Source organism: Bacteroidetes bacterium SB0662_bin_6 (assembly GCA_009839485.1).
Classification (GTDB): domain Bacteria; phylum Bacteroidota; class Rhodothermia; order Rhodothermales; family VXPQ01; genus VXPQ01.
Map to the genome: position 1 here is coordinate 77,849 of VXPQ01000025.1, position 24,578 is coordinate 102,426.

Below are 24,578 nucleotides of genomic sequence, written 5' to 3' on the forward strand. Positions count from 1 at the left end.
CGATGAGACTGTTCGGATTTCGCAATAAATCCGTTGCTGCCCGGAAAACGATCCAGGCGATCGGGGAAGACAGTGCATCCAGCGCATTCGATCTGGCCGATGTGCTGGAAGAAATGTCCTTCCTCGATCACCTCGAGGAACTCCGGTGGCGCATTCTGAAGGGGATCGGCGCCGTTATCCTCGGGGCCGTTTTTTGCGGGATTTTTGACGATTTCGTCATCGACCAGATTCTTCTCGGCCCCACGAAGCAGGACTTTTTCATGTATCAGCTCTTCGGTTTCGAAGCGAAGGCGCTGATCCTGCAAAACCGCACCGTAACCGGCCAGTTTTTCGCCTACTGGGGATCGGTGTTCGTGGTCGGCATCATTATCGGCGCGCCCATCGCCATCTACCAGTTCTGGAAATTCATTGAGCCGGGCCTGTACCCTGAAGAGAAAAAGGGCATGCGCTTCGCGTCCTTCTTCGCCACCGGATTTTTCGTGCTGGGCGTCGGATTCGGCTACTGCGTCATTACCCCGATGGCCTTGCAGTTCTTTGCAAATTTTGTCATTTCCGAACAGATCGTCAATGAATTCGACATCACCAAGTATTTCAGCCTGATAACCATGTGGGTATTCGGGGTTGGGCTGCTCTTCGAACTGCCCGTGGTTATGTTTTTTCTGTCGAAAATCGGCATTGTCGATTCCACGGTCTTGCGCAAGGGGCGCAAATATGCGCTTATTGCTATCCTGATACTTGGCGCGATTCTCACGCCTCCGGATCCCGTTTCGCAGTTGCTGGTGGCTGTACCTATGGTGGGGCTCTACGAACTCTCCATATGGATTGCAAAACACGTGGAGCGGCGCGAGAAACGACGATTGGAGAAAGCTCTCGAATAAATTCCCCCGATCCGATGCGCATACCTCCTGCAATGAAAAAACGTCCGACGCTCATCGTCCTCGCGCTCGGCGTGCTGGCGACCGGTTTCTTTTCAGTGGACGATGACGATTTCTTTACGCTGCGAAAGAGTTTCCGGATTTTCGGCTCGGTCTACGAGGAACTGGTTACCGGCTATGTGGACCGCCCCGATCCCGAACGGCTCATGCGCGTGGGTATCCATGCCATGCTGGAAGACCTGGACCCGTATACCACGTTCATCGACGAGGCCGACAATACGCAGATTCATATCATCACGCGGGGCAGTTACGGAGGGGTAGGTCTGAGCATCGACGTGCGCAACGAAAAGATCATCGTCGTGGAGCCGATCGAGGGCACGAGCGGGTACAAACAGGGCGTGCGCACCGGGGACGTCATTATCGAAATCGAAGGACAATCGACCGACGGCATGACGCTCAGCGACCTCCGGAACCTGATGCGGGGCGAACCCGGAACCGCTGTCGAACTGACCGTCGAACGCGAGGGAGCGCCCGAACCCATTCGTTTTCTACTGTACCGCCAGCAGGTCACCCTGAAAAATGTATCGTTCACAGGGTTTGCAGACTCCTCGTCGGGCATCGGTTATATCAAATTCGACCGGTTTGCCCGTGGGGCGGCCTCGGAATTCCGCGAGGCGGTAGAAACTCTGCAAAAAACGGACCGGATGGAGGGACTCGTCATCGACCTGCGGGATAACCCCGGCGGCCTTCTTGACGAAGCGGTAGAGGTTACGCAATTGTTTGTCCCGTTAGGCTCCGTCATTGTGTCCACGCGCGGACGAACCCTCCAGAACGAGCGGGTCTATCGCAGCACAAGCCCCCCCATCGCACCGGGCCTCCCGCTGGTGGTGCTGGTCGGCGAGATCACCGCCTCCGCCTCGGAAATCGTGTCGGGAGCCCTGCAGGACCTCGACCGGGCCGTCGTGCTCGGCACGCCCACCTTCGGGAAGGGGCTGGTGCAGGTCATCAAGCCGCTGCCGTACAATACGTCTCTGAAAATGACCACCTCGAAGTATTATACGCCCAGCGGACGGAGCATTCAGGCGATCGACTACAACGAGAAGCAAGACGCCGGAGCAACGATTGTCGATTCATTGCAACAGCAGTTCACCACCCGCAACGGCCGACCGGTCAGCAACGGCCGCGGGGTGGAGCCGGACCGCCTGGCGCCGCTCGAAACCGAGAGCGAACTGGAGAAAGCGCTCGTCCGCCGGGCTGCCTTCTTCTTCTATGCGAACCATTTCGCCGCCCTCAACGATTCGATCCCGCCCGGCTTTACCGTGTCCGATGACATCCTGACCGACTTTGCGGCATGGCTGGAGGAGGAACAGTTCACCTACCGGACCGACGCGGAACACGCGCTCCAGACACTGGACGCTCAACTGACAGAGAACGGATACGAATCGGCGCAGGACGAAATGGAGGCGCTGCGGGAAGTCATGTTGTTCGAAAAGCAGACCGCCTTCGAACGGCACAGCGAAAACCTGAAAAAACAACTTCGCGAAGAGATCCTGGCCCGGTATTTCGGGCAATCGGCGCAGATTGCCGCCTCCTTCGACCATGACGCCCAAATTCTGGCCGCCGTACATCTGCTCGAAGACCTTCCCGCATACCGCCGGATACTTGCGCCCCGTTAAACAGCACAGGGCGGCGCCCGTCCGATCTGCTTAACAAGGCGGCGCCCGCTCGGTCAACTCAACCGGTTTATCCGTCATGGATATCGTCCACCTGGTGATTCTGGTAGCCGCCGGCCTCGGTGGAGGATTCGTGGCTGGGCTTTTCGGGGTCGGCGGAGGCATCATCTTTGCCCCGGTGCTTTTCTTCTATTACCAGCAGATAGGCGTTTCTCCGGAGGCGCTTGCGCCCCTTACGATCGGGTCGAGTCTGTTCTGCACGATGATCACCGCCGGCGCCAGCGCCTGGGTGCAGTATGGAAAAAGGGCGGTCGTGTCCAGAGTGGCCGTGATCGTCGGTCTTTTCAGCGCCGCCATCGTTCTGATCATGACCCGCTGGATCACCACGAGACCCTGGTACGACGGCGAGGCATTCCAGATCGTTTTCAGCATCGTCCTGCTCGCACTGGTCGTGCGTATGGTGGTGCGTTTCGAATCCGAGCCGGAAAAAGATGTGTTCGACCCGCAACGGCTCGGAGGCGGCACGCTTGCGGGCACGGGAACCGCAGCGGGCGCCATTGCTTCGGCTGCCGGCGTAGGGGGAGGGGTGGTGCTCGTACCGGCGTACAACCACTTCCTGCGCCTGCCGATGCATATAGCCACCGGCACTTCCAGCGCCACCATCGTATTCATTTCACTGGCGGGCATTCTGGCATACGGCTGGTTGGGGCAGGGAGCGAACACGCCGGAACTCACGCTCGGGTATGTGGACGCCATCCGAGGTCTTTTTCTGGCAGTACCTGCTACGTTTACGGCCCAGCTGGGCGTACGCACGGCGCACCGCCTCAACCAGCGCATGCTGCAACTGCTGTTTGCGGCACTGGCCGGCATCGTGGCGTTACGGCTGCTTTGGGATGTAGCCGCAGGGTGATTTCTCCGAAACCACCCCCCGGACGATCTCGTAACAGGCAAATCAAGGGCCTATGCGCTTTCCCCCTGCGTTTCCCCACCCCCTGCATCGCTAAAGCGCCGGAAAAACGCTTGAAGACCATCTCTCTCGCCATACCGCGCCTTCTCGGCTGCATGCTGTTGCTCCTGAGTACATTCGGGTGCAAGCACAATGCATTATCCCAGGCGGTTCCGGAACAAGACGCGACTGCGGAGAAAACCGCCGCCGAAGATTCGGAAACCGTGCTGCACGCCGGGGCCGTCCAGGCCGAGATCGAGGCATCGCGCCAAACGGCCATCACCCGCGCCGTGGAGACGGTCTCCCCCGCCGTGGTAAGCGTCAATGTCATAGAACAGGTCCGGTATCAGGATCCGTTCTTCTCCGATCCTTTGTTCGAATACTTCTTCGGCAGGCAGGAACTCGAGCAGGAGGTGGAAAATCTCGGTTCGGGTTTCGTGATCTCGCCCGACGGCTACATCGTCACCAATGATCACGTCGCAGGCAACGCCACAAAAATCGCGGTCGCTTTTCCGGACGGCAAGGCCCTGGAAGGCGTCCTTATCGGCTCTGATCCGGTTTCCGACATCGCCCTGATCAAGGTGGAGCCGGGGGATCCGTTGCCCTACCTTGCATTCGAACTTGAGGAAGACGCCTTCGCAGGAGAATGGGTCATCGCGCTGGGCAATCCCTTCGGCCTTTTCGAAGCGGCCCAGCCAACCGTCACCGTCGGCGTCGTCAGCGCCGTGGAGCGCAACCTCGAATCGCCCGGAGACGGGCGCGTGTACCGGGACATGATCCAGACGGATGCCGCCATCAACCGGGGCAACTCCGGCGGCCCCCTCGTCAATGCCGTCGGGAAGGTCATCGGGGTGAACACGGCAATCTACAGCCGGACCGGGGGCTCGATAGGCATCGGGTTCGCCGTGCCAGCCTACAAAGTGCAGCGCATTGTCGACGAACTCCGCGAGCACGGCCGCGTCGATCGGGCATTCTACACCGGGCTGTACGTCTCCGAAGTCAGTCCGGACATTGCCCAGGCGTTGGGCATGACGTCCGAACAGGGCGTGCTGGTGCGTGACATAGATCGGGATTCGCCGGCCGACGAGGCCGGATTCGAACCCTACGATGTGATTGTGTCCATGGAAGGGGAAACCATCCAGGGGCACGAAGATCTGAGCGGCAAGATGCAGGATTACCGGCCTGGGGACCAGGTCCGCTTCGGCGTCTTTCGCAACGGATCGATCCAGCAGGTGACGATGCGCATTGGCCGGCAGTCCGGATGAACGGACATCGTCTTCGCACCTTCGCGGCCGCCGCGCTGCTGCTTCTGTCCGGCTGCCTTCCCTATTCCTGCCGGCGCCAGGAATCTACGGCGCTGACGCCCGCTGATTCCCTCTCCCGCGCACTGGCCTCGTCGATCCCGATGGACACGCTTGCGCTGGCATGGACCCGTTCCATCGGCGACGAGCGCGGAGACGCATATCCCCGGACCGTACGATTCGGCCCCGCCACAAACGGCCCCGTCTATCTGGGCGATGCGGAACAGGCGCTCGTGTTCGTCTTCGATCCGGGCGGGGCGCCGATCGACACTTTTGCCACGCCACCTATTCCCTACCTCGCCGGCATACATGAAGACACGGTGGCGGTCTTCGAACCGGAAGCACCGGCCATGCACTTTTTTGTCCGCGGCGCGCCGACAGGAACCGTCCCGATACAGGATCCGGAACGCTCGGAAACCGCGCTGGTGTACGGCGCTTTCGGGGGAAATCCCGAAAACGGCGCCATCTACTACAAGCGCGTCGATCCGGAGGCCGGAGGGTTCGTCGCCGGGATCGACGCATCCGGTAACGTAACGACCCGCCAGCCTCTGCCCGGGCCGCACTGGCGGCATGCAGGGATGCTCCGGTTCTGGGGCGATTCGCTCCTGAGCCTCTCCGGGTTTCGCCCTGTGGCGGATGTGATCGCGCAAGACGGGATGCTCGACACGCTTGCGCTGCATGGGTTCGATTCACCGATGCTGGCTCGCAGCCGCTCCTGGATGCTGGGAGAAATCCACCAGGCGCCGCTGTTGACTCCTTCGGCGGCCGCGGAAAACGATCTGCTCTTCGTCCTGAACCTGCGCGCCGGCTGGCTGCGCATCGACGCCTTCGACCGGACGGGGCGGCTCGTACACCGCCTGACGGAACCTGATCACGCATGGGACGCCTCGTTCTTTCCGCAGGACCTGGACGTCCGAAGCCGCGCGGACGGAACCTATGTCATCGCTGTGGCCGTATCGAGCCCCGATCCGGAACTTCGTCTGTACATTTGGCGGCCTTCCAGATGACGCAATCCGGGGAAGTCGGCGAGCAATCAGGCATCACCCGGCAGTAACTTCCGCAGACGCACAACCGCCGGCAAGGCCGCTACCGGACCCCAACACAACAAGAACGATGACCAGGCTATGATCGAAACGAAGAACCCGCGTGTGCTGGTCATCATTCCGGCCTTCAATGAAGCCCGCGCCATCGGCCGCGTCATAAGGGACATTCCCGGCGACCAGGTCGAAGAGATCATTGTCGTGAACAATGCGTCCACGGACGAAACGGAACGCCATGCGCGGGCGGCAGGCGCCACCGTCCTGCGTGAGGACCGCAAGGGATATGGCTGGGCCTGTCTCCGGGGAATCGAATATGCCCGCAGCCGGCAACCGGACATTATCGTATTTCTGGATGGAGACCACAGCGACTACCCCGGCGAAATGCCGCAGCTGCTGGCGCCGATCCTCCGTAACGAGGCCGACTTCGTCATCGGCTCTCGCATGACGGGCGACCGGGAACCGGGGGCCATGCTGCCCCAGGCACTGATGGGCAACTATGTGGCCTGCTCCCTGATCAGGTGGATATGGGGCGTCCGGTTCACCGATCTCGGGCCGTTCCGCGCCATCCGGTTCGAGGCGCTGGAGAAACTCGCCATGCAGGACAAGACGTTCGGGTGGACGGTCGAAATGCAGATCAAGGCTGTGCGGGCCGGGCTGCGCTGCCGGGAAACGCCCGTATCGTACCGCCGTCGGGTCGGTGTATCCAAGGTAACCGGTTCCGTTTCGGGGACGATCAAGGCTTCGGTGAAGATACTCTGGACCATCGGGAAATTCGCCTTTCAAGGAAGCTCTGATTAAATCCGCATGCGCGAGGGTCTTGTTGCGCGCTCCAAAACCCAATCATTGCTTAAGCAACCCCTGAACTTTGTCGATTTAATCAGAGGTTTCTTAAAAAACGCGACGGATTCGAAAAGAACCTTTGAACCGTTCTCTCGTTGCAGAGTACCCTGCCGGTTCGCATTTTTTGCAAATCCTTTGCATGGCGCGCCCGGCGTCGAAAAACTTTTCAGGGAGCTTGTCCTCCCATCCTTTCTGTTTGCGTATCCCATGACCAAACACCCTATCTGGTTCAATGGAAAACTGGTGCCGTTTGAGGACGCCAAAGTGCATGTGCTGACCCATGCCCTGCACTACGGATCCTCCGTGTTCGAAGGCATTCGCTGCTACGACACGGATGCCGGCCCGGGTGTTTTCCGGCTGCGGGAGCATATGCGGCGGATGGTCGACTCCGCACGAATTCACCGGATGGACATTCCGTACTCCATCGACGAGTTGGTGGAAGCGGCGCTCGAGACGGTGCGTGAGAGCGGCATGCGGGAATGCTACATCCGTCCGCTGTCCTTCCGCGGAGAAGGACCGATGGGCGTCAATCCGCTGAACAACCCGGTCGAAACGGTTATCGCCGTGTGGGAATGGGGAAAATACCTCGGTCCCGAGGCGCTCATCGAAGGAGTGGATGTTCATGTGTCTTCCTGGAACCGCATGGCTCCGAACACCTTTCCGGCACTTGCAAAAGCCGGGGGCAATTACCTGAACGCCTCGCTCGCAAAAATGGATGCGGTGCTGAACGGGTACGTGGAAGGCATCATGCTTTCCTACGACGGGCATGTGGGAGAAGGCAGCGGCGAGAATCTGTTTCTGGTTCGCGACGGAAAAATCCTTACGACGCCCCTGGCGCTGTCCATCCTTCCCGGCATTACGCGCGACACGGTCATAACCCTGGCCCGGGAACGCGGGTACGAAATCGTCGAAACGCGCATCCCCCGGGAGGCGCTCTACATCGCCGACGAGCTCTTCTTTACGGGCACGGCAGCCGAGGTGACGCCGATACGCACGGTCGATAAGCACCGGATCGGAAGCGGGCGGCGGGGACCCGTCACCGAAGAACTGCAGGAAGCCTTTTTCGACGTCGTCAAAAAAGGAAACGACCCGCACGGGTGGCTCTCGTTCGTGAACCGCACGTTCAACGAAGTGGCGGAAATCAACTGAACCCGTCCTTCTTCGATCCGGCCCGGATCGCCCCTTCAGGCTGGCCGGCTATCGCGGCAGCAGCATCCCCCGAAGATGTGTCTTTGCCGTCATGGGCCAGATACCGGTCCATGCCCCAGTGCGCCAGATAAATGATGGGCGTAATCACGACGGCAATGATAAACTTGTAGGCGTAATTGAAAAGCGTAATCGCCAGAATGTCCTGAATCCTGAGTTGCCCCCAGAAGGCCACGCCCAGCACCACAAAGGTGTCGATGAACTGGGAGCCGAATGTGGAGCCGGTGGCGCGCAGCCACAACATGCGCCCGGCGGTAAGTTTGCGCAGCCTGTGGAAGAGATGGATATCTACGAGCTGCCCAACCAGATAGGCAGTCATGCTGCCGAAAATAATCCGGCCCGTCGTGCCGAAAACGGTCGTGAACGCCTCGTCGGAGATAGGCGAAGAAGGAGCTGTCGGCACGGCCATAGCCACCTGCAGCAACGCAAACTCGAAGCCGATCATGACCATGCCCACGAAAGTCACGAAGCGAATGCCCTTCTTGCCGTAGTACTCGTTGATCAGGTCCGTCACGATAAACGTGACGGGAAAGGCGATCACCCCGGCGGTCATAATCACTTCATTGAACGTAACCCCGAAAATGACAATGCCCCGGGGCAGATCGAATGCCGTGAAGAATTTGCCCGCAGTCGCTTCAGCCACCACGAGGGCTGTGAGGAACACAGCGGCGCAAAAGACGAACAGCTTTTGCGGACGGGTAAGTTCGTAGGCCTTGCGCAGCATGCAGAAATGTCTTTATGTCGCTATTCGGAGAGAACCGGCCGCTCGACGGCAGGGAGTAAAAACGAAAACGTCGAGCCGGAACCGGGGGTGCTCTCTATGTCAAGCGCTGCTCCATGCGCCCCGAGGATATGCTTGACAATGGACAAACCCAGACCGGTTCCCCCCTGCGCGCGCGACCGACTCTTGTCCACGCGGAAGAAGCGCTCCGTCACCCGGGGCACATCTTCCTGAAGCATACCGATGCCGTTGTCTTCCACGGATACGCGCACAAACTCCTCCGACCGGCGGGCAGCGAGTTGTACATATCCGCCGTTGTTGTTGTACTTGATGGCATTATCGACCAGATTGACGAGCACCTGCCGGAGCTGATCGCGGTCTGCGTCCACCCATTCCGCCCCGGGATGGATATCGCTGCGCAAGCGAATGTTCTTTTTTCGGGCCGCGTGTTCGAGCGATTCCTTGACCTCGTCAAAAATCTGTCCCGCGAAAAACGGCTCGCGGTCCAGTTGGAACGCTCCCGTCTCAAGGCGTGAAATTTCCCCAAGGTCTTTGGCGAGCGCATTCAACCGGAACGCATGGTGCAGAATTTTCTGCACGAATCCGCGGTTGACTTCCGGGTCTTGCAGGGCGCCGCTCAGCAGCGTTTCGGCAAACCCCTGGATAGCGAACACCGGAGTTTTGATTTCGTGGGAAACATCGCCTACATATTCCCGCCGGTAATTATCCGCCCTGCTCAGATCGGCGATGTGATTCCTGACCGCGTGCCGGGTCTGATCCCCCCGGCGGATAAGCTGATCTATCTCATCCCCGCTATTGTCGATCGGCGCTTCCGCGTAGCCTTGTTCGCGGCGAATCGCGCCCAGCGCATCATACACATTCCGGAGGCGTTGCGTAACCGTGCGGTGCATCACGAAGTACATGGCCATCCCTACCGCGGCGGCCACACATACGGGCCACACATACGATATGCGCGTGAACAGCGTAACCAGCAGGCAAGCTCCTCCTGCCAGAAGCGCTGCGGTCAACGCCGTCTTCGTCGCAATACGATGCATCAGTACACGTTCAGCTTGTACCCTACGCCGGTTACGGTTTCAATGAGTCCGGTGCCGAACTTTTCACGAATCTTGCGCACATGCACGTCCACCGTACGATCCACCACATACACATCGCGCCCCCAGACGGCATCGAGTAAATCCTGCCGGCGAAACACCTTGCCCGGATTGGAAGCCAGGAAATAAAGGAGATCGAATTCTTTTTTCGGCATCCGTATTTCTTCGCCCTTGTGCACCACAAGATAGCGGGCGCGGTTTACTTCGAGCGCACCCAGATGCAAAATGTCCGGGGGATTCTGTGTACGCCCCGTACTCCGGAGCAGCGCATTGACCTGACTGATGAGTACGGGTACCGAAACAGGCTTTCCTATGTATACGTCCGCCCCCACATCCAGCCCCTCGATGTAATCCCGGTCTTCGGTGCGGGCCGTCAGCATGATGACCGGTTTCCTGCGAAGATTTGCATCCCGGCGAATCCTTTGACATACCTCGATGCCGTCCATTTCCGGCATCATGATATCGAGTACAATGAGGTCCGGGTCGTCTTGCCGGGCGCGTTGCAGCCCCTCGGCGCCATCGAGCGCCGCAATGGTTCGAAAACCCTCTTTCTCGAAATTGTACTTCAGAAGATCCAGCAGATCCTGTTCGTCGTCCACGATCAGAATCGTCCGGCCTTCCACCGAATTACCGGCCATGGATGTATGCCGTCCTTTAAGCGACTGTCATGCGCTGATGAATGAGCCGCGTGACGCCAACAGAAATTCGCGCGACGACCCCGAATAAAAATACTTCGCGCACAGGCTATCGGCAAGACGCCGGATACTTGCCATCTATAAAGAACATTCTCAAGGTTGTCGAACTTCCGCTTATCAAGTGTTGTGTTTGGTTACCACAAGGCGTTATTTACGGTGGCGGCCGTGGGCGGAAGAGTTCAGGTAGCACATCGCGGAATTACGGCCAGGAGCCTGCATCTATTGTCCCGGACAATCTTCGATGTACCATGGCTAAGCTGATTCGGCCGTTTACAACGCCCACGACATGGTCGGCAGCAGGGCTTCTGTTGGTATTGACTTTGCTGCCAGCCCAGGCAATGCCTGTGTCAGAGGATCTTGTGTTCGGTACGACCGGCAAGATTGCAGGCCGCATCGTGGACGCAAATACGGGCACTCCTGTGCCCGGCGCCACCATTATAATCGAAGGCACAACGCTTGGCGCTGCCGCCGGCAATGACGGATACTATACGATAATCAACGTCAAACCGGGGACATACACACTGGTGGTGTCCATGATTGGTTACGCCACATTTCGAGTGGAAAATGTTGAAGTCTCCGCCGACCGGACTACCCGTGTAAACCTGGAATTACAGGAAACGGTCATTGAAGGAGAAGAAATTGTGATCGTTGCACAACGTCCACTCATAGAGATGGATCGTACGACTTCGGCCTCCTACGTTTCCGCAGAGTCCATTGCAAACCTTCCGGTCCAGGAATTACAGGACCTGCTCCAGCTTCAGCCCGGTGTTGTTTATGATGCGTCGGGGCGCCTTCATCTTCGCGGAGGGCGCCACGGTGAGGTAGCCTACATGATTGACGGCATCCCGGTAACCGACCAGTTTAGCGGTGGCAGTAAGATAGAGATCGAAAACAGTTGGGTCCAGGAATTGCAGGTTATCAGTGGTACCTTCAACGCCGAATACGGCCAGGCCCAGTCCGGCATCATCAACATCGTCTCGAAAGAAGGGCGGTCGACTTTCGAGGGGAGCAGTTCATTCCATGTAGGCAGCTACCTTACCTCGAAGAACGACGTATTTCCAAAGGTTGCAACTCCCGGACTGACCGAATTGAATGGCGAATTTACTTTCGGCGGCCCGATCCCGTTTCTACCCGCCGGCTCATTTTTCGTCAACGGGCGCCTGCTTAATTCTGATGGATGGCTCTATGGTGAGCGCCGCATGCGTATCGAGGATACTGTCCCTATTCAGGACTTCATCCACCAGGCGCGACAGACATCAACTGACCAGGAGACGCTGGTAGGCATTCGCGTACCGGATTCACTGCAGACGGGTGACGGCGCATATGTGCCCATGAATCCACGAAAGAAGTACGCGTTTCACACTTCTCTGTCTGCTCGCCCGGTTCAGGCGCTGAAGGTGGGCTATGCCCTGTTTCTCAGCAACCAGCAACGCAAGTACTACCAGGATAGCAGGCGATTTGCACCGGATGGACAACCAAAGGTCACCGAATGGGGACAGAACCATATCCTGTCGTTGACCCACACCCTGACCACGTCCATGTTTTACCGGATGGCCCTGTCGTTCCAGCGCGATAAACGGACAAGCTTCCTCTTTGAGGATCCATTGGATCTGCGCTATCAGGGTCTCGCGTACGGAGCCAACGGTTTCCTTTTTGGAGGAACCAGTAACGGAAACGCCGAGACTACGCAAGACCTCTATCTTGCCAAGGCAGACTTTTCGAGCCAGATCGACCGATTCAACCTGATAGAGTTTGGGATTGAATACCGACGTCACAAGATAAATACCCGAGATCTGGTGACTATTTCGGATGGCCCGGTTTATGATGAGCCGGACCTCCGCATCCCGTCCTCCAACACTGCGGGCAATGATGCCTACACCCAGGCGCCACGCGAACTTTCGGCCTATTTGCAGGACAAGATTGAAATCGACGAGATCATCCTGAATGCGGGCCTCCGGTTCGACCATTGGAATCCGAATGGCCGCATCCCGGTCGAGCCGGAGGCAATCACAAACCCGGAAGACGGCATACGTCTGGCCACGGATTTTGGCGCATCGGAAGTGAGCTACCAGCTCAGCCCCCGTATCGGACTTGCATTTCCGATTTCCAGGTCAGGGGTCCTGCACGTATCGTACGGCCATTTCTTCCAGATTCCACGATTTTCATTCATATTCACCAACTCGGAGTTCGAGGTGAAACTGGGCGACCTGGAAACGCTGATGGGAAATGCCAACCTCAAGCCGGAAAAAACGATAGCCTATGAGTTAGGGCTACAGCAGGCCATTGCGCCTGCATGGAAGTTCGAGCTTACCGTCTACTATAAAGACATCAAGAATTTATTAGGCCAGGAGATCATCACTACACGAGATAAGAAAATCTATGCACGCTACATCAACAGGGACTATGGCAACACGCGCGGTATGGTACTGTCACTCATCAGACAATACCAGGACAACCTTGGGGCTACGGTAGATTACAGCTACCAGATAGCGCGCGGCAACGCCTCCGACCCAAACGCGGTATTCTTCGATCACCAGACAAACCCGCCGCGGGAAAGCGAGAAGCAAGTTCTCCCCCTTGACTGGGACCAGCGCCACACCATCAACGGCACGCTGATCATAGGCAATCCCGATAACTGGACTCTCAGCCTGATTGGCCGCTATCATACAGGCCAGCCCTACACGCCAACGGATCCGGGCAGTGCGCTTGCCGAGCAATTCGAAAACAGTGAGCGCAAGCCCTCGCAGGTAAGCCTTGACCTGAACTTCAATAAGCGCCTCCAGTGGGGCGGGGTGCAAGTAAAGTTTTTTGTAAAGGCCTACAACATCCTTGACAAGCTAAATACCGACCGGGTGTATACGAGCACCGGTAACGCGGCACACCCCTATCGCACCATTGGAGAAACCGAGATATTACTGCAAAACCCCAATTTTTCCCTTCACGAGATTGACCTCCGGCCGGATTTCTATGCCGAGCCGCGTCGTGTTATCGCGGGTATTGAACTCAATTTTTGACCATGCGAGCGACTCTGAATCGGATCATGCATACCGTCGCAGCTTTCGCCGGGCTGCAATTGCACCCCGTGGGATTCGCTGGCGAGGTGGTCACAATGCCGGGTCGGCGTCTGGCGATAGCCCTTTTCGGGCGGATGTTGCCGATCGGGCTGCTACTGTCCTTTGTCGGCATTGGGCCCGGGCATGCCCAAACGCGGCCCGAGGCAGGAAGGGACCAGCGGCGGACAGGCATCCATGACGGCAACCTGGTCTTTACCCGCTATTCGAATTTCGGCAATCTTGGATCGCGCTATGAGCCCCCCAAGATGGAATGGCCCAAAGGTTCCGGAACCTGGTACGGGTTTGAATTCATTATGATGGCCGGGGCTGAAGTGCTGGATGCCAACAGCAACCTGATTAAAGTCGTTTCGGAGAATTACACCAATCCCGGATCGTTCGACATCAGTCCCGATGGATCACATACCTATGGCTGGGAGCCGCTTGCAGGCTATTTTCACTCCGGAGGGGCCAACAGGCTTAACTACCCTGCCATGAGCCACCTGAAAGAGACCTGGCCTGCGAACTGGCCCCATGACCATCCGGGCTTGCCAGGCTCCCGCGACGGGCGGTGGAACGGGGAATTCGGATCGTTTGTCCGCGGTGATCAGGAGAGCTACTATGTGATGGATGACCGCAATAATGATGAGTTTCCTTACTATCCCTTCACTGGTAGCGCCCAGGACTCTTCCGCCTATCCTGTCGGTCTGCGGGGCCTTGGTCTTGAAGTCAAGGTTCGCGGTTATCAATGGGTCTCCGTGCAGGCTGAAGATATACTTATCGTCCGCTATGATATCAAGAACGTCAGCCACAAGCCGCTCCTGCGTGTCGTCTTCGGCATGTATGTGGACCCTGCTGTAGGCGGGCAAGGCGACTCTGTCGACGATTTTGCCGATTTCGAACAGGTTGACGATATCGTCTATATGTGGGACCGGGACGGAATTGATAATCGCGGGCGCCCCGGCGTGGGCTACTTCGGCTTTGCCTTCCTGGAAAGTCCCGGAGATCCTCTGGACGAGATCGACAGCGACCAGGACGGCGTCATCGACGAACGGCAGGATAATCCACGGGGAACCCTGCTGCTTGGCCAGGACCAGATCGACGCGTATATCGATTCCCGGTATGACCGGGTGGCCTTTGAGAATTTCTTCGGCGACGTGGCGCTGCGTCCGGCCTACGAGAGAGGAGTCTGGTGGACGGGGGATGAAGACATGGATTGGGTTGCCTTTCTGGACGCCAACGGGAATGGCATACAGGATCCCGATGAGCCGATCCTGGACGACACGGGGTCGGATGGACTCGGCCCCGAAGCCGAAGATTATCCGGGGCCCGATAGCGACGGCACCGAAGGCAACGGAATGCCTGATGCGGGCGAGCCCAACTTCGGAAAAACGGACAACGACGAATCGGACCAGATTGGTCTTACCAGCTTTGTGCTTCGCCCTGCCGGGAACGTAAGTGACGATGCCCGGACATGGCGAGAAATGGAGCCGGGACGATTTGGCGGTTCGATGCCGAGCAACCTGGCTTTTATCTACGGCTCGGGGTACTTCGAATTACCCCGGGAAGAAACCCGGAAGTTTGCCATCGCCAACCTGTTCGGCCGGGATTTAGATGATATCCTGCGCAACAAGCGCACGATGCAGCGCATCTACGACGCGGATTATTCTTTTGCGAAACCGCCCAACAAGCCTACGCTGACGGCGGTGCCGGGGGATCGCAAGGTAACGTTGATGTGGGATAATCGGGCGGAATTCTCTCGTGATCCGATCTACGGACGCGACTTTGAAGGGTACCTGATCTACCGGTCTACCGACCCCTCTTTCAATTCGATCAAGACGATCAGCGACGCGTTCGGCAACCCGACCCTCTGGAAGCCGATAATGCAGTTTGATCTGAAAAACGGCCTCAGGGGTCCCCACCCCATTCAGATCGGCGAGTCCGGCGCAGTCTACAATGTAGGCAAGGACACGGGTCTGCGGTACTTCTTTGTCGATGAAGGACTTGACAACGGCCGGACCTATTATTACGCCGTCGTTTCGTATGATGGCGGTTACGATGTCGATTTTTTTGCCCGCGGCCTCAGCGACAAAGACAAACTCACTCCTATCGCTCCGAGTGAGAGCGCAAAAATCATACAGACCGACCTGGTTGGCAACGTCACGTTTCTTGACAGGAATACGGCAGTCGTCGTTCCCAATGCACCGAGCGCGGGTTTCATTGCGGGGGATATCCAGGGTAATGTCGAACACGAAGGGCCAGGCACGGGCCGCGTGGACATCGAAGTGGTCGTGCCCGACAGTATCCGGAACGGTGCGCAGTACGCAATCACCTTCACGGACACAACCCGTTCCTTGCTCACGAAGGGAGTGCGTATCGAGGAATTGCTGTCGGGACGCATCGTGTACGAGGCAACTCGATTCGACAGTCTCGATCTGGTAACCCGTATACGGGAAGGTATGCGCTTCAAGATATTTACGCCGGAGGCTGCAGCACCCACCGTGTACGGCTGGACGCAAGGAAACAGCAATCTACAGGCTGACATCGATCTGGTCGAGTCCGGGCGCAGCGTCGCACTGCCCGAGGACATCGAAATACGTATAGCCGAACCGGGTGTGGACACCAGTTTCGTGCAATTCGGTTTCCAGCAGGGTATCCCGGTCAACTTTGAAATCAGGAGCGCGACCACGGATCGCTCCTTCGAATTCCTGTTCGAAGAAACAGGGGATGCGGATGGCCTGCTGGGCGCCGGAGACATCGTAACCATTGTATTCGATGTCGATGGCTTGCGCTTCAACCTGGGGTGGCGCCTTGGTTTTCTGGCACCACAGGGAGAGGACGCTATAATGCCGGAACCGGGCGATGTGTATACACTGCAAGTCTCCAAGCCCTTTTCATCACTCGACCGGATTACCTTCACCACACAGGCTTCCGCCTTTGATGAAACGCTGGCGCGGGACAATCTCGACAATATTTATGTCGTGCCGGATCCGTATGTGGCAAGCGCTTCCTGGGAGCGTCCCCTCTTCAACCAGACCGGCCGCGGCGAGCGGCGCATCGATTTCGTTAACCTGCCGCCGAAGTGCACAATCCGCATCTTCAACATGGCGGGCAAACTCGTCCAGACAATCAATCATGATGCGCCCGCGGAAGATGGTACGGAAAGTTGGGACCTTGTATCAAAGGACGGCCTCACGGTCGCCTTCGGCGTCTACATCTTCCATGTTGAAGCGCCTGGCGTAGGCAACAGGATCGGGAAATTCACCCTCATCAAGTAAGGGCCATGTGTCACGTACCATCCCCTTGTAACGTAACCGATGCCCTGCGATGGGTGAGGACTGGCGCACGCGCAGCCCGGTATGCCGTGTGCATCGCAGTCACGGCATCGTTGCTTCCCATCGTCGCATGGGGGCAGGAGGTAGATCGGCCGGTGAATTTTGTTGAAGACGTTACCAACGCCGGTACGAGTGCCGCTGCGTTTCTTGAAATCGGTGTCGGAGGTCGCGCCCAGGCTATGGGGAATGCCGGCGTCGCCCTGCCTCATGACGCATCGTCCATGTTCTGGAATCCCGCCGCCGCCGTTGCCTTGGACGGCACGGTCCTGGTCTCCTTCGACCATACCGAATGGCTTGCCAACACCCGGCTTGACTATGTCGCGGCGGTCCTGGCCCTTCCGCGGATCGGCGCTCTGGGGCTAAGTGTGATGAGCTTCGATATTGTGGATCAGGCGCCCGTACGAACCATCTTGCAGCCGGAAGGCACGGGAGAGTTCTACAGCGTGTCCGATCTGGCTCTTACGCTAACCTACGCCGCACGGCTCACTCCTCGATTTATGGCGGGCGTCTCAGGTAAGATTATTCAGCAGACCCTTTGGCACGAGAAAGCCAGCACATACGCTTTCGACCTCGGGATGATGTATGACACCAACCTTCCGGGCCTGAGTCTGGCTGCGAGTCTTGCCAATTTCGGTGGCGATATGCAACTGAAGGGGCGAGACCTGCGCAGGCCTTTCGACGACGATCCGATCAACTTCAGCAACGATAAGCTCAATGTTAATCTGCAGACGGATGCGTTCTCTTTGCCACTCTTGTTCAGGTTTGGAATCGCGTACCGGTTGGAGGCTCCCATGCACCGCATGGTTCTTACAGCCGATCTGCTGCATCCCTCGGATAACAGCGAGGCCGTCAATGCGGGGCTCGAATACACGTTCATTGATACGATTTCCTTTCGGGCAGGGGTGGCGTCTTATTTTGAGGCGGATCGTACCGGCGGGTACACCCTCGGCATGGGACTTCAGCGGCGCGTGTTCGGTCAAGTCGGTGTGGTAATCGACTATGCGTATGCGACATGGGGTATTCTGAACGCGACCCACCGCTTCACCGTCACCCTGATCCGTTGACCTGTCAGAACTGCCGTTACCTGCTTTGGGGCCCTGGCAACAGGGATGGATCCATGGTACTTCGCGACCCGCCCCAACAGAATCAAATTCTTCGTAACTGAAAACTGAATGTCAGCATTTTGTAACACCCCCAAATACCGCACTCTTAATGCAAATTGCGGTCTTTTTGACATCGAGACTGGTATCTTTCGTTTCTTTAGTTTACGATATACGTATAAAGTCTTACCCAAATTTTCACACTACACCTTGGCTAAACCGATTGCGCCATGAAAACATTCCTCCCCTTTCTCGCCTGCATCTGCATGTTTTTATGTGCCAGCCAAGCCGTAGCACAGCAGGCGCCACGCCTTATTGTGAATGAGTTTCTCGCCGATCCGGCGGCTGACGCTCCCGGTGACGCCAACGGAGACGGCACGCGTTCCGGTTCGCAGGACGAGTTCGTCGAGCTTGCCAATATCAGTGCGGATACGCTCGATTTGACCGGCTGGATGGTCGGTGACGATGAGGGAATAAACTTCACGTTCCCGGACGGCTACATGATGCCTCCCAGGGCGCTGCTCGTCATTTTCGGCGGCGGCGATGTCTCGAATGTCCCGGGTTACGATGCGGATCCTCTTATGACGCGTGCATTCCAGGCCGACAGCACCGTGGGCAACGGCTTCGCCAACGGCGGTGACTACATCGTCATCCAGTCGCCCGACGGCAATGAGGATATGTACGTTGCCTACAATTCGGCGAACGGTCAGGGCCCGCCAACCAAGGATGCGGTCGCAAATATCACGTTCGAGTTCGAAGTGAATGTAAATGCGGCGGCCAATGAGGATGTCTCTCTTACAAGAAATCCTGATGGCGACATCTCGAATCCCGATCCATTCGTACAGCATAGTTCGGTAAGCTCAGCCCTCTTTTCGCCCGGGCTGACCATCACCGGCGGTGACATGGTCCCCAAGGTCCGGCCGCCGCTTTCCATCGTCATCAACGAAGTTTTAGCCGATCCGCCAGGAGGAGACGCCGGTGACGCCAACGGAGACGGCACGCGTAGTTCGTCACAGGATGAATTCATCGAATTGGCGAACGTAGGCGATACCGCAGTTGATATCGGAGGGTGGATGCTGGGGGACGACGAAGGTATTGCCTTTGTTTTTCCGGATGGATATATGGTGGAGCCGCGCGGCATCATCGCTGTCTTTGGTGGAGGAGATGTAAGTAATGTCCCGGGTTACAATGCGGATCCGATGATGACGCGTGTATTTCAGGCTGACAGCACCGTGGGGAACGGCTTCGCCAACGGCGGTGACATCATCATACTCCTGTCTGATGATGGGACGTATGATACATGGTTTGCCTACGGAAGCAAAGCCAACACGGGGGGCCCCGCCCCGGAGACGTACCCGGCAGGTACGGAATTCGAGATCGAGCAGGATGTTGCTGCGCCCGCTAATGCGGACAATTCGGTGACCCGCTTTCCGGACGGCAACGTTAATGTGCCGGATCCATTCGTGCAGCATCTGGCAGTGAGCACCAATGCATTTTCGCCGGCCCTTACTATAGACGGCCGCATGCAAGTACCGCCGCCACAGCCGCCCGTTACGATCGTCATCAACGAAATCCTTGCCGATGCGGCAGGCGACGCCAACGGCGACGGCACGGTCGACGGCATGCAAGACGAATTCATCGAACTCATCAACACCAGTGAAGAGATGTCCGTTGACCTCTCCGGCTGGAGCGTCGGAGATCCCGGGGGCCTTACGTTCACGTTCCCGGACGGCTTTATGCTCCCTCCGCTAAAGCTGGTCGCCGTCTTTGGGGGAGGTGATGTGTCCGCTGTGCAGGGGTACAATGCAGATCCGCTGCAGTCGCGGGTCTTTGCAGCCAGCGGCAGTCTTGGCGATGGCCTGGATGAAGCGGGAGACCACGCCGTACTGGTAAGTGCTGACGGCTCGTACGATGCCTACGTCGCTTTCGGCAGTGCAAGCGGTGGAACCGCACCGACGATCATGAGCGGCGGAAGTAACGTGGACTGGGAGTTTACCCTGAATACGGCTGCTGAGGCAAACATGGATAATTCCATTACGCGCGAGCCCGACGGCAATTTCCTGGCCATGGATCCCTTTGTTCAGCATTCGACCACCGGCGGCGGGCCCTGGTCTCCGGCAGCAACTATTGCCGGCGTCGGCGGGCTTGACGAATTCAAGGATGTTCCCCACCCCTGGGGTACGGGCTACGTGATGGCGTTCAACTGGTGGGAGCGTGACCGCGTTGAAATCCGCGACGCTCCCCAGCTCTTCCCGATCCGGATGGACGAGGGTACCATCGAACTCTGGTTCAGGCCCGACTCGATCCTGACGAATGACACCCATGACCCCGACTGGACGTACCTGTTTGGCAAAAATCTCGGAGGCAACAATCCCGGTGACCTGGGTGTGGGCTGGCGGCGTAGCGAGGGGCGTCTCCTGTTCTTCATGCAGGACGGCACCAATACCACCAATCTCAACCAGAACGACGACATCCGCACACAATTCTTCCCGCGCTGGTATCATGTGGCGGTAACGTGGAATGTTGCGGACAAGATGCGGATGTATATTGACGGCGCAAAAGTTGCCGAAATCGAGTCGGAGGTTCCATTGCTGGGGGGCTCGATGCAGGCAGCGATAGGCAACGGCGCCTCAGACCTGTGGAACGACAGGTATGAAGGCTTCCGCGGCATGATCGATGAGGTACGTGTCTCACTGGTCGATCGGTATGCCGGCGTCGATGCTTTCGACTTGCAGACGGAACCGTTCGAGCCTGACGCAATGACGCTGGCGCTCTGGCACCTCGATGAGGGACAGGGAGAAACCACGGAGGATGCCACCGGGAACGGATTCACGGGGCACCTCGGCGGTTTTGATGGAGACGGGAATTTTGACGCGGCTACTATGCCGATGTGGATCGACGCTTCCACGCTGGTGACCGGAGTTACCGAAGACGAACTGCCAAAAGAATTCTCCCTCGAACAGAACTATCCGAACCCGTTCAATCCCAACACATCGATTACGTACACCATTCCGCACATGACCAATGTAAGGGTCGAAGTATACAATGTGCTGGGACAGCGTGTCCAGGTGCTGACCGACCAGGCGCTGGCTGCCGGGACCTACACGATCAACTTCCAGGCCGATCGCCTCGCCAGTGGTATCTACTTCTATGTGCTGCATGCCGACAACACGCATCTGGTACGGAAGATGGTCTTGCTGAAGTAGTCCTTCAGATCGGCGGGCAGCTCCTTGCTGCCCGCCGGTCGTCTGCGCAGGACGATCAGCGGACGGCTTCCTGATGTGATACTCTTCACATGCAAGAATGAGCATGATTCCCGGATGCAACAGGCTCCGCCTCTACCTGGCGGCGGCTGTGCTTATGCTCTCTGCAGGACAGGTTGATGCGGCTGGTGTGATTTTTCGCTATCTGCCCGGATCGCCGGAATTATCCTCAGTAGTTGAAACACGGCACGTAGAGGCAGGACCGTTTCTTGACCCGCGGGAACGCCAGGCGCGCTGGCCGGATAGCTGGGGCTACAATCCCGTTTGGGCTGCCGAATTCGAGGGGACATCATCCACGATGCGAGGCAGTGCCGGCACAAATGTGAACCAGCCGGCCGGTCCGCGAATGACAGCCGAGGTGTGGCTGCGGTTGCTGGAACGCGGTGATCACCACACATTGCTCAGCAATCGCATCGGATCACTCGACGGATTTACCCTCGGCCTGGAAACAGGCATACCCTATTTCACGGTGGTCATCGGGGGAGTAGCCTACCGCATTGCGGGTTCGGAAGAGGTGGTGGTTGGTCAGGACGTGTGGATTGCAGCGACCGCAGAGTACACGTTTTCGAATACGCTGATTCTCAGGATATATCGCGATGGCAAACTGGACGCAGAGGAGTCGAAGGCGGCAACGATTGCATCGCCCTACGTCATACCGCAGCCATTTTTCGTGGGGACAGAGGCCACGGGCACAGAGGATGACCTGAATTTGAAGGGCGCCATTACGGGGCTGGTTTTCGCTGCTGTAGTGCGCGACTATGTGGCCCATCCGTCCTATCTCGGCACGTCTCCGCCCTTCGATGGAAGCGCCTACTTTGGCATGCCTGCTTTCCATGACTATGAACCGGGAAGCTTTAATCTCCCCATGGACCAGCGTATAAACACGTATACCACGCCGGTTACCCGCCGCTTTTTCCTGCCGCATGTGAACGATGCCTTCATCCCGCAGGGCACAGCCGTAGTGAGCGACGAAGCCGGGCAGGCCAGACTGGTCTATGTATCCTATTACCACAGGACCCGTGACAACCGGCTGGAGACCAGGCGTTCCATCGTTGTCGAGATTGATGTCGCCACGGGGCACGTGCGCCGTACATTTCGCCTGAACGGCCGACTGAGAACGGCGCACGTTGGAGGGGTCTCCGTCGTCGGCGAGGCCATTTATGTCGCCTCGGAAGGAACGGTGGAACGCTATATTCTTCCACCATACGAAGAGGCCGGCGATCGGTATATAGATCTGTTGGCGGATTCGCACGGAACACGAAATGTTCGAAGCAAGGCTTCTTTTGTGTCGTCCTTCCAGGACACGCTTTGGGTGGGCGATTACCGGACCGGCGGACAGCAGCAGCCCTATCTGTATGGCTATCCACTGGACGAAGCAGGTCTGATCGTACAGAGTGCGAGCCCCGTCATCTATCCCATCCCGCGCAGGATACAGGGGGTGGACTTCCATGCCGTAAACAACACGGTCTACGTTTTCATGGCCCGTAACCGAAATAGCCGGGAGGCGGAAGTGCTGCGCTTTAAGCGTTCCGACCTCCGTCCTGGTACCCTTCCTGTCTGGGAGGCCAGCATCACGTTCCCCCATGGCATCGAAGATCTTGCGTTCTCGCCAGACGGAACCCTGTGGACGAATTCCGAGTCGGGTACAGACTATTACCAGCGTACAGTCGGGTGGTCCACGTTCTACCCCTTTGTATACGGTGTTGCCCTGTCGGAAATCCTGCTGCATGCCGGCGACACAAAGCCCGACCAGGTTCCGTTGCCAGACCTGCATCTGGAAGTGTTTCCAAACCCGGCGGCTGATCAGCTCCATATCAATTATGTCCTGGACCAACCGTCCACCGTGCATCTGGAGGTGTTCGACCTCCTTGGTCGAGAGGTAAAAGCGGTCGTCTATCCGCCGCAAAGGCCAGGCGCCCACCATGTGACATGGATGATTGACCACCTGGCCTCCGGGACCTATATGCTGGTTCTGGACGCGGAAGGGTACAGGGTCTATCAACCTGTTACTCTGCTACAATAAACGATGCGTGGATTGGCGCTTTTTGTCCTGCTCTGTGTGCTCCTGTCGACTTCGGGCTGTGGTCCCGCGGCCCCGGGGTCTACCGAATCATCGGCCGAAGGAGCCATTGTCGCGACGGTAGATGGCGAGCCGATCTATGCCAGGGATTTTGTCCTGAACTACGAACTGGGGTTTCCTCATCTGCATCGGGGAGACAACACAAGGCTGGCATATCTGAGCCGCATAATTGACGAGAAACTCCTGGCTCTTGAGGGGATTCGGCGAGGGCTCCTGGATCACGCAGAGGTCAGGCGGAATATTGAGGACCTGCGCGAGGAATTGCTCGTCGAACAGGTATTCCAACGCTACGTCAACGATCAGGTTAGCGTTACGCCCGAGGATATCACCCTGGCCATGCAGCAGGATCGGACTTCTTTTCAACTGCGGTATCTGCCGGCCCGGTCCTCCGCGGAGGGGCATCGTTTGCGCGATGAGGCATTACGGGTGGGATTACCGGCGCTAATCCGGGAATTCGTGTCCAGCAATGATGAGCAGAACCTGCATCCGTCAGACTTCGAGAGCCCCTATGTCACGAGCCACGATCTGCACCCGGACCTGATGGCGGCGATCATCGATCTTCCGATAGGCGAGATTTCGGCGCCGGTGCCCTACCATGGCCAATACCTCTTGCTGCAGCTCGTCGATGTGCGCCGTGAACCTGTGTCGCCGTCCGCCACCGCACGCGCCACGTTCGAGCAGGTAGTCTTTCACCAGAAGGCCAGTGTCCTGGCGCGAACCTTTATCGGTTCCATGATGAAGCCGCTTGACGTACGCCTGAAGCCTGCATCCTACAGGCTGCTGCGCGAAGAACTATGGCACTGGTACCAGGAGGGGCCACCTCAGGGTAATCTTCTGACTGAATTCCTGGCGCGTGAAGCCTCCGATACCGACAACCTTCGCGTGATTCCTGATGATGTGCTCATCACGACTTCCGACGGCGACTGGACCGTCCGGGACTTTCTCGCGGCCTTTCCGGCCGCGCGATATCCCCTGCGCCATGAGCGCCGGGAGGTCTTCGAGAATGACTTGTACGACGCAATCGGTCTTACTCTTCGCGACCACTATTTTGTCCAGCGTGCACTGGAAGAGAATATGGACGAGGACCCGGCGCTACGCCACGAACTTGCCCTATGGACAGACAAGTGGGTTTATCGTGTGCTGCGCGAAGAACTCGCCGATAGCGAGGAAACAGTGGGCGAAACCCTCCGGCGGTTGCGTGAGCACTACCCTGTGGTCGTCCACCATGCGGTACTGGACACACTAACCCTTTCGACGCCGAACAACGCGGGGTTAACTGTGCTTAAAGGCCATACGCTGCGCCCCGCCTTCCCCGTTGCCGATCCGGTGTGGTAGCCTCGC

At 57.9% G+C, this 24,578-nt stretch carries 16 protein-coding genes; 13 read left to right on the top strand and 3 right to left on the bottom strand.

Going from position 1 to position 24,578, the window contains the following annotated elements:
• Window positions 1-2 precede the first annotated feature (2 nt).
• From tatC to F4Y00_04215, 7 genes are all read left to right on the top strand, one after another.
• The gene (tatC, locus tag F4Y00_04185; GenBank protein ID MYE04153.1) at window positions 3-878 is read left to right on the top strand and encodes a twin-arginine translocase subunit TatC; all 876 of its coding nucleotides are present in this window, start codon (window positions 3-5) and stop codon (window positions 876-878) included.
• Entirely contained in the window at window positions 818-2,551 is a 1,734-nt protein-coding gene (locus F4Y00_04190; GenBank protein ID MYE04154.1) for a S41 family peptidase, read from the top strand. Before tatC ends, F4Y00_04190 begins: the two co-directional genes overlap by 61 nt.
• Before the next feature lie 76 nt (window positions 2,552-2,627).
• Window positions 2,628-3,458, top strand: a complete 831-nt coding sequence (locus F4Y00_04195) for a sulfite exporter TauE/SafE family protein (GenBank protein ID MYE04155.1) — start codon at window positions 2,628-2,630, stop codon at window positions 3,456-3,458.
• Between the two features lie 152 nt (window positions 3,459-3,610).
• Window positions 3,611-4,759, top strand: a complete 1,149-nt coding sequence (locus F4Y00_04200) for a trypsin-like serine protease (protein ID MYE04156.1) — start codon at window positions 3,611-3,613, stop codon at window positions 4,757-4,759.
• Window positions 4,756-5,802, top strand: coding sequence for a hypothetical protein (locus F4Y00_04205; protein MYE04157.1), 1,047 nt, complete (start codon window positions 4,756-4,758; stop codon window positions 5,800-5,802). Before F4Y00_04200 ends, F4Y00_04205 begins: the two co-directional genes overlap by 4 nt.
• 117 nt (window positions 5,803-5,919) lie before the next feature.
• Complete coding sequence (locus tag F4Y00_04210) at window positions 5,920-6,633, top strand: glycosyltransferase family 2 protein (protein ID MYE04158.1); 714 nt, start codon at window positions 5,920-5,922, stop codon at window positions 6,631-6,633.
• Between the two features lie 249 nt (window positions 6,634-6,882).
• Window positions 6,883-7,824, top strand: a complete 942-nt coding sequence (locus F4Y00_04215) for a branched-chain amino acid transaminase (protein MYE04159.1) — start codon at window positions 6,883-6,885, stop codon at window positions 7,822-7,824.
• On the opposite strand, the gene F4Y00_04220 is transcribed toward F4Y00_04215, so the two are convergent.
• From F4Y00_04220 to F4Y00_04230, 3 genes are read right to left on the bottom strand one after another with little or no spacing between them, the layout of a single operon-like run.
• Complete coding sequence (locus tag F4Y00_04220; protein MYE04160.1) at window positions 7,817-8,605, bottom strand: queuosine precursor transporter; 789 nt, start codon at window positions 8,603-8,605, stop codon at window positions 7,817-7,819. The two genes, F4Y00_04215 and F4Y00_04220, sit on opposite strands and share 8 nt — an antisense overlap.
• Window positions 8,606-8,625: 20 nt before the next feature.
• Window positions 8,626-9,657, bottom strand: coding sequence for a histidine kinase (locus tag F4Y00_04225; GenBank protein ID MYE04161.1), 1,032 nt, complete (start codon window positions 9,655-9,657; stop codon window positions 8,626-8,628).
• Window positions 9,657-10,352, bottom strand: coding sequence for a response regulator transcription factor (locus F4Y00_04230; GenBank protein ID MYE04162.1), 696 nt, complete (start codon window positions 10,350-10,352; stop codon window positions 9,657-9,659). Before F4Y00_04230 ends, F4Y00_04225 begins: the two co-directional genes overlap by 1 nt.
• A gap of 41 nt (window positions 10,353-10,393) precedes the next feature.
• Here F4Y00_04230 and F4Y00_04235 point away from each other — a divergent pair, with 41 nt between their 5' ends.
• The 6 genes from F4Y00_04235 to F4Y00_04260 all read left to right on the top strand — a co-directional run bounded on the left by F4Y00_04235 (window position 10,394) and on the right by F4Y00_04260 (window position 24,572).
• Window positions 10,394-13,423 carry a TonB-dependent receptor gene (locus F4Y00_04235; GenBank protein MYE04163.1) on the top strand — a complete coding sequence of 1,010 codons (3,030 nt, stop codon included), beginning with the start codon at window positions 10,394-10,396 and terminating at the stop codon, window positions 13,421-13,423.
• 26 nt (window positions 13,424-13,449) lie between these two features.
• Window positions 13,450-16,737 carry a hypothetical protein gene (locus tag F4Y00_04240; GenBank protein MYE04164.1) on the top strand — a complete coding sequence of 1,096 codons (3,288 nt, stop codon included), beginning with the start codon at window positions 13,450-13,452 and terminating at the stop codon, window positions 16,735-16,737.
• A gap of 5 nt (window positions 16,738-16,742) precedes the next feature.
• Window positions 16,743-17,858: a PorV/PorQ family protein gene (locus F4Y00_04245; protein MYE04165.1), complete on the top strand. Its 1,116-nt coding sequence runs from the start codon at window positions 16,743-16,745 to the stop codon at window positions 17,856-17,858.
• Window positions 17,859-18,124: 266 nt separating this feature from the next.
• Window positions 18,125-21,100 carry a T9SS type A sorting domain-containing protein gene (locus tag F4Y00_04250; protein ID MYE04166.1) on the top strand — a complete coding sequence of 992 codons (2,976 nt, stop codon included), beginning with the start codon at window positions 18,125-18,127 and terminating at the stop codon, window positions 21,098-21,100.
• A gap of 97 nt (window positions 21,101-21,197) precedes the next feature.
• Window positions 21,198-23,180, top strand: coding sequence for a T9SS type A sorting domain-containing protein (locus F4Y00_04255; protein MYE04167.1), 1,983 nt, complete (start codon window positions 21,198-21,200; stop codon window positions 23,178-23,180).
• 3 nt (window positions 23,181-23,183) lie between these two features.
• A complete protein-coding gene (locus tag F4Y00_04260; GenBank protein ID MYE04168.1) occupies window positions 23,184-24,572 on the top strand; it encodes a hypothetical protein in 1,389 nt (462 codons plus the stop codon).
• The last annotated feature ends 6 nt before the right edge of the window (window positions 24,573-24,578 follow it).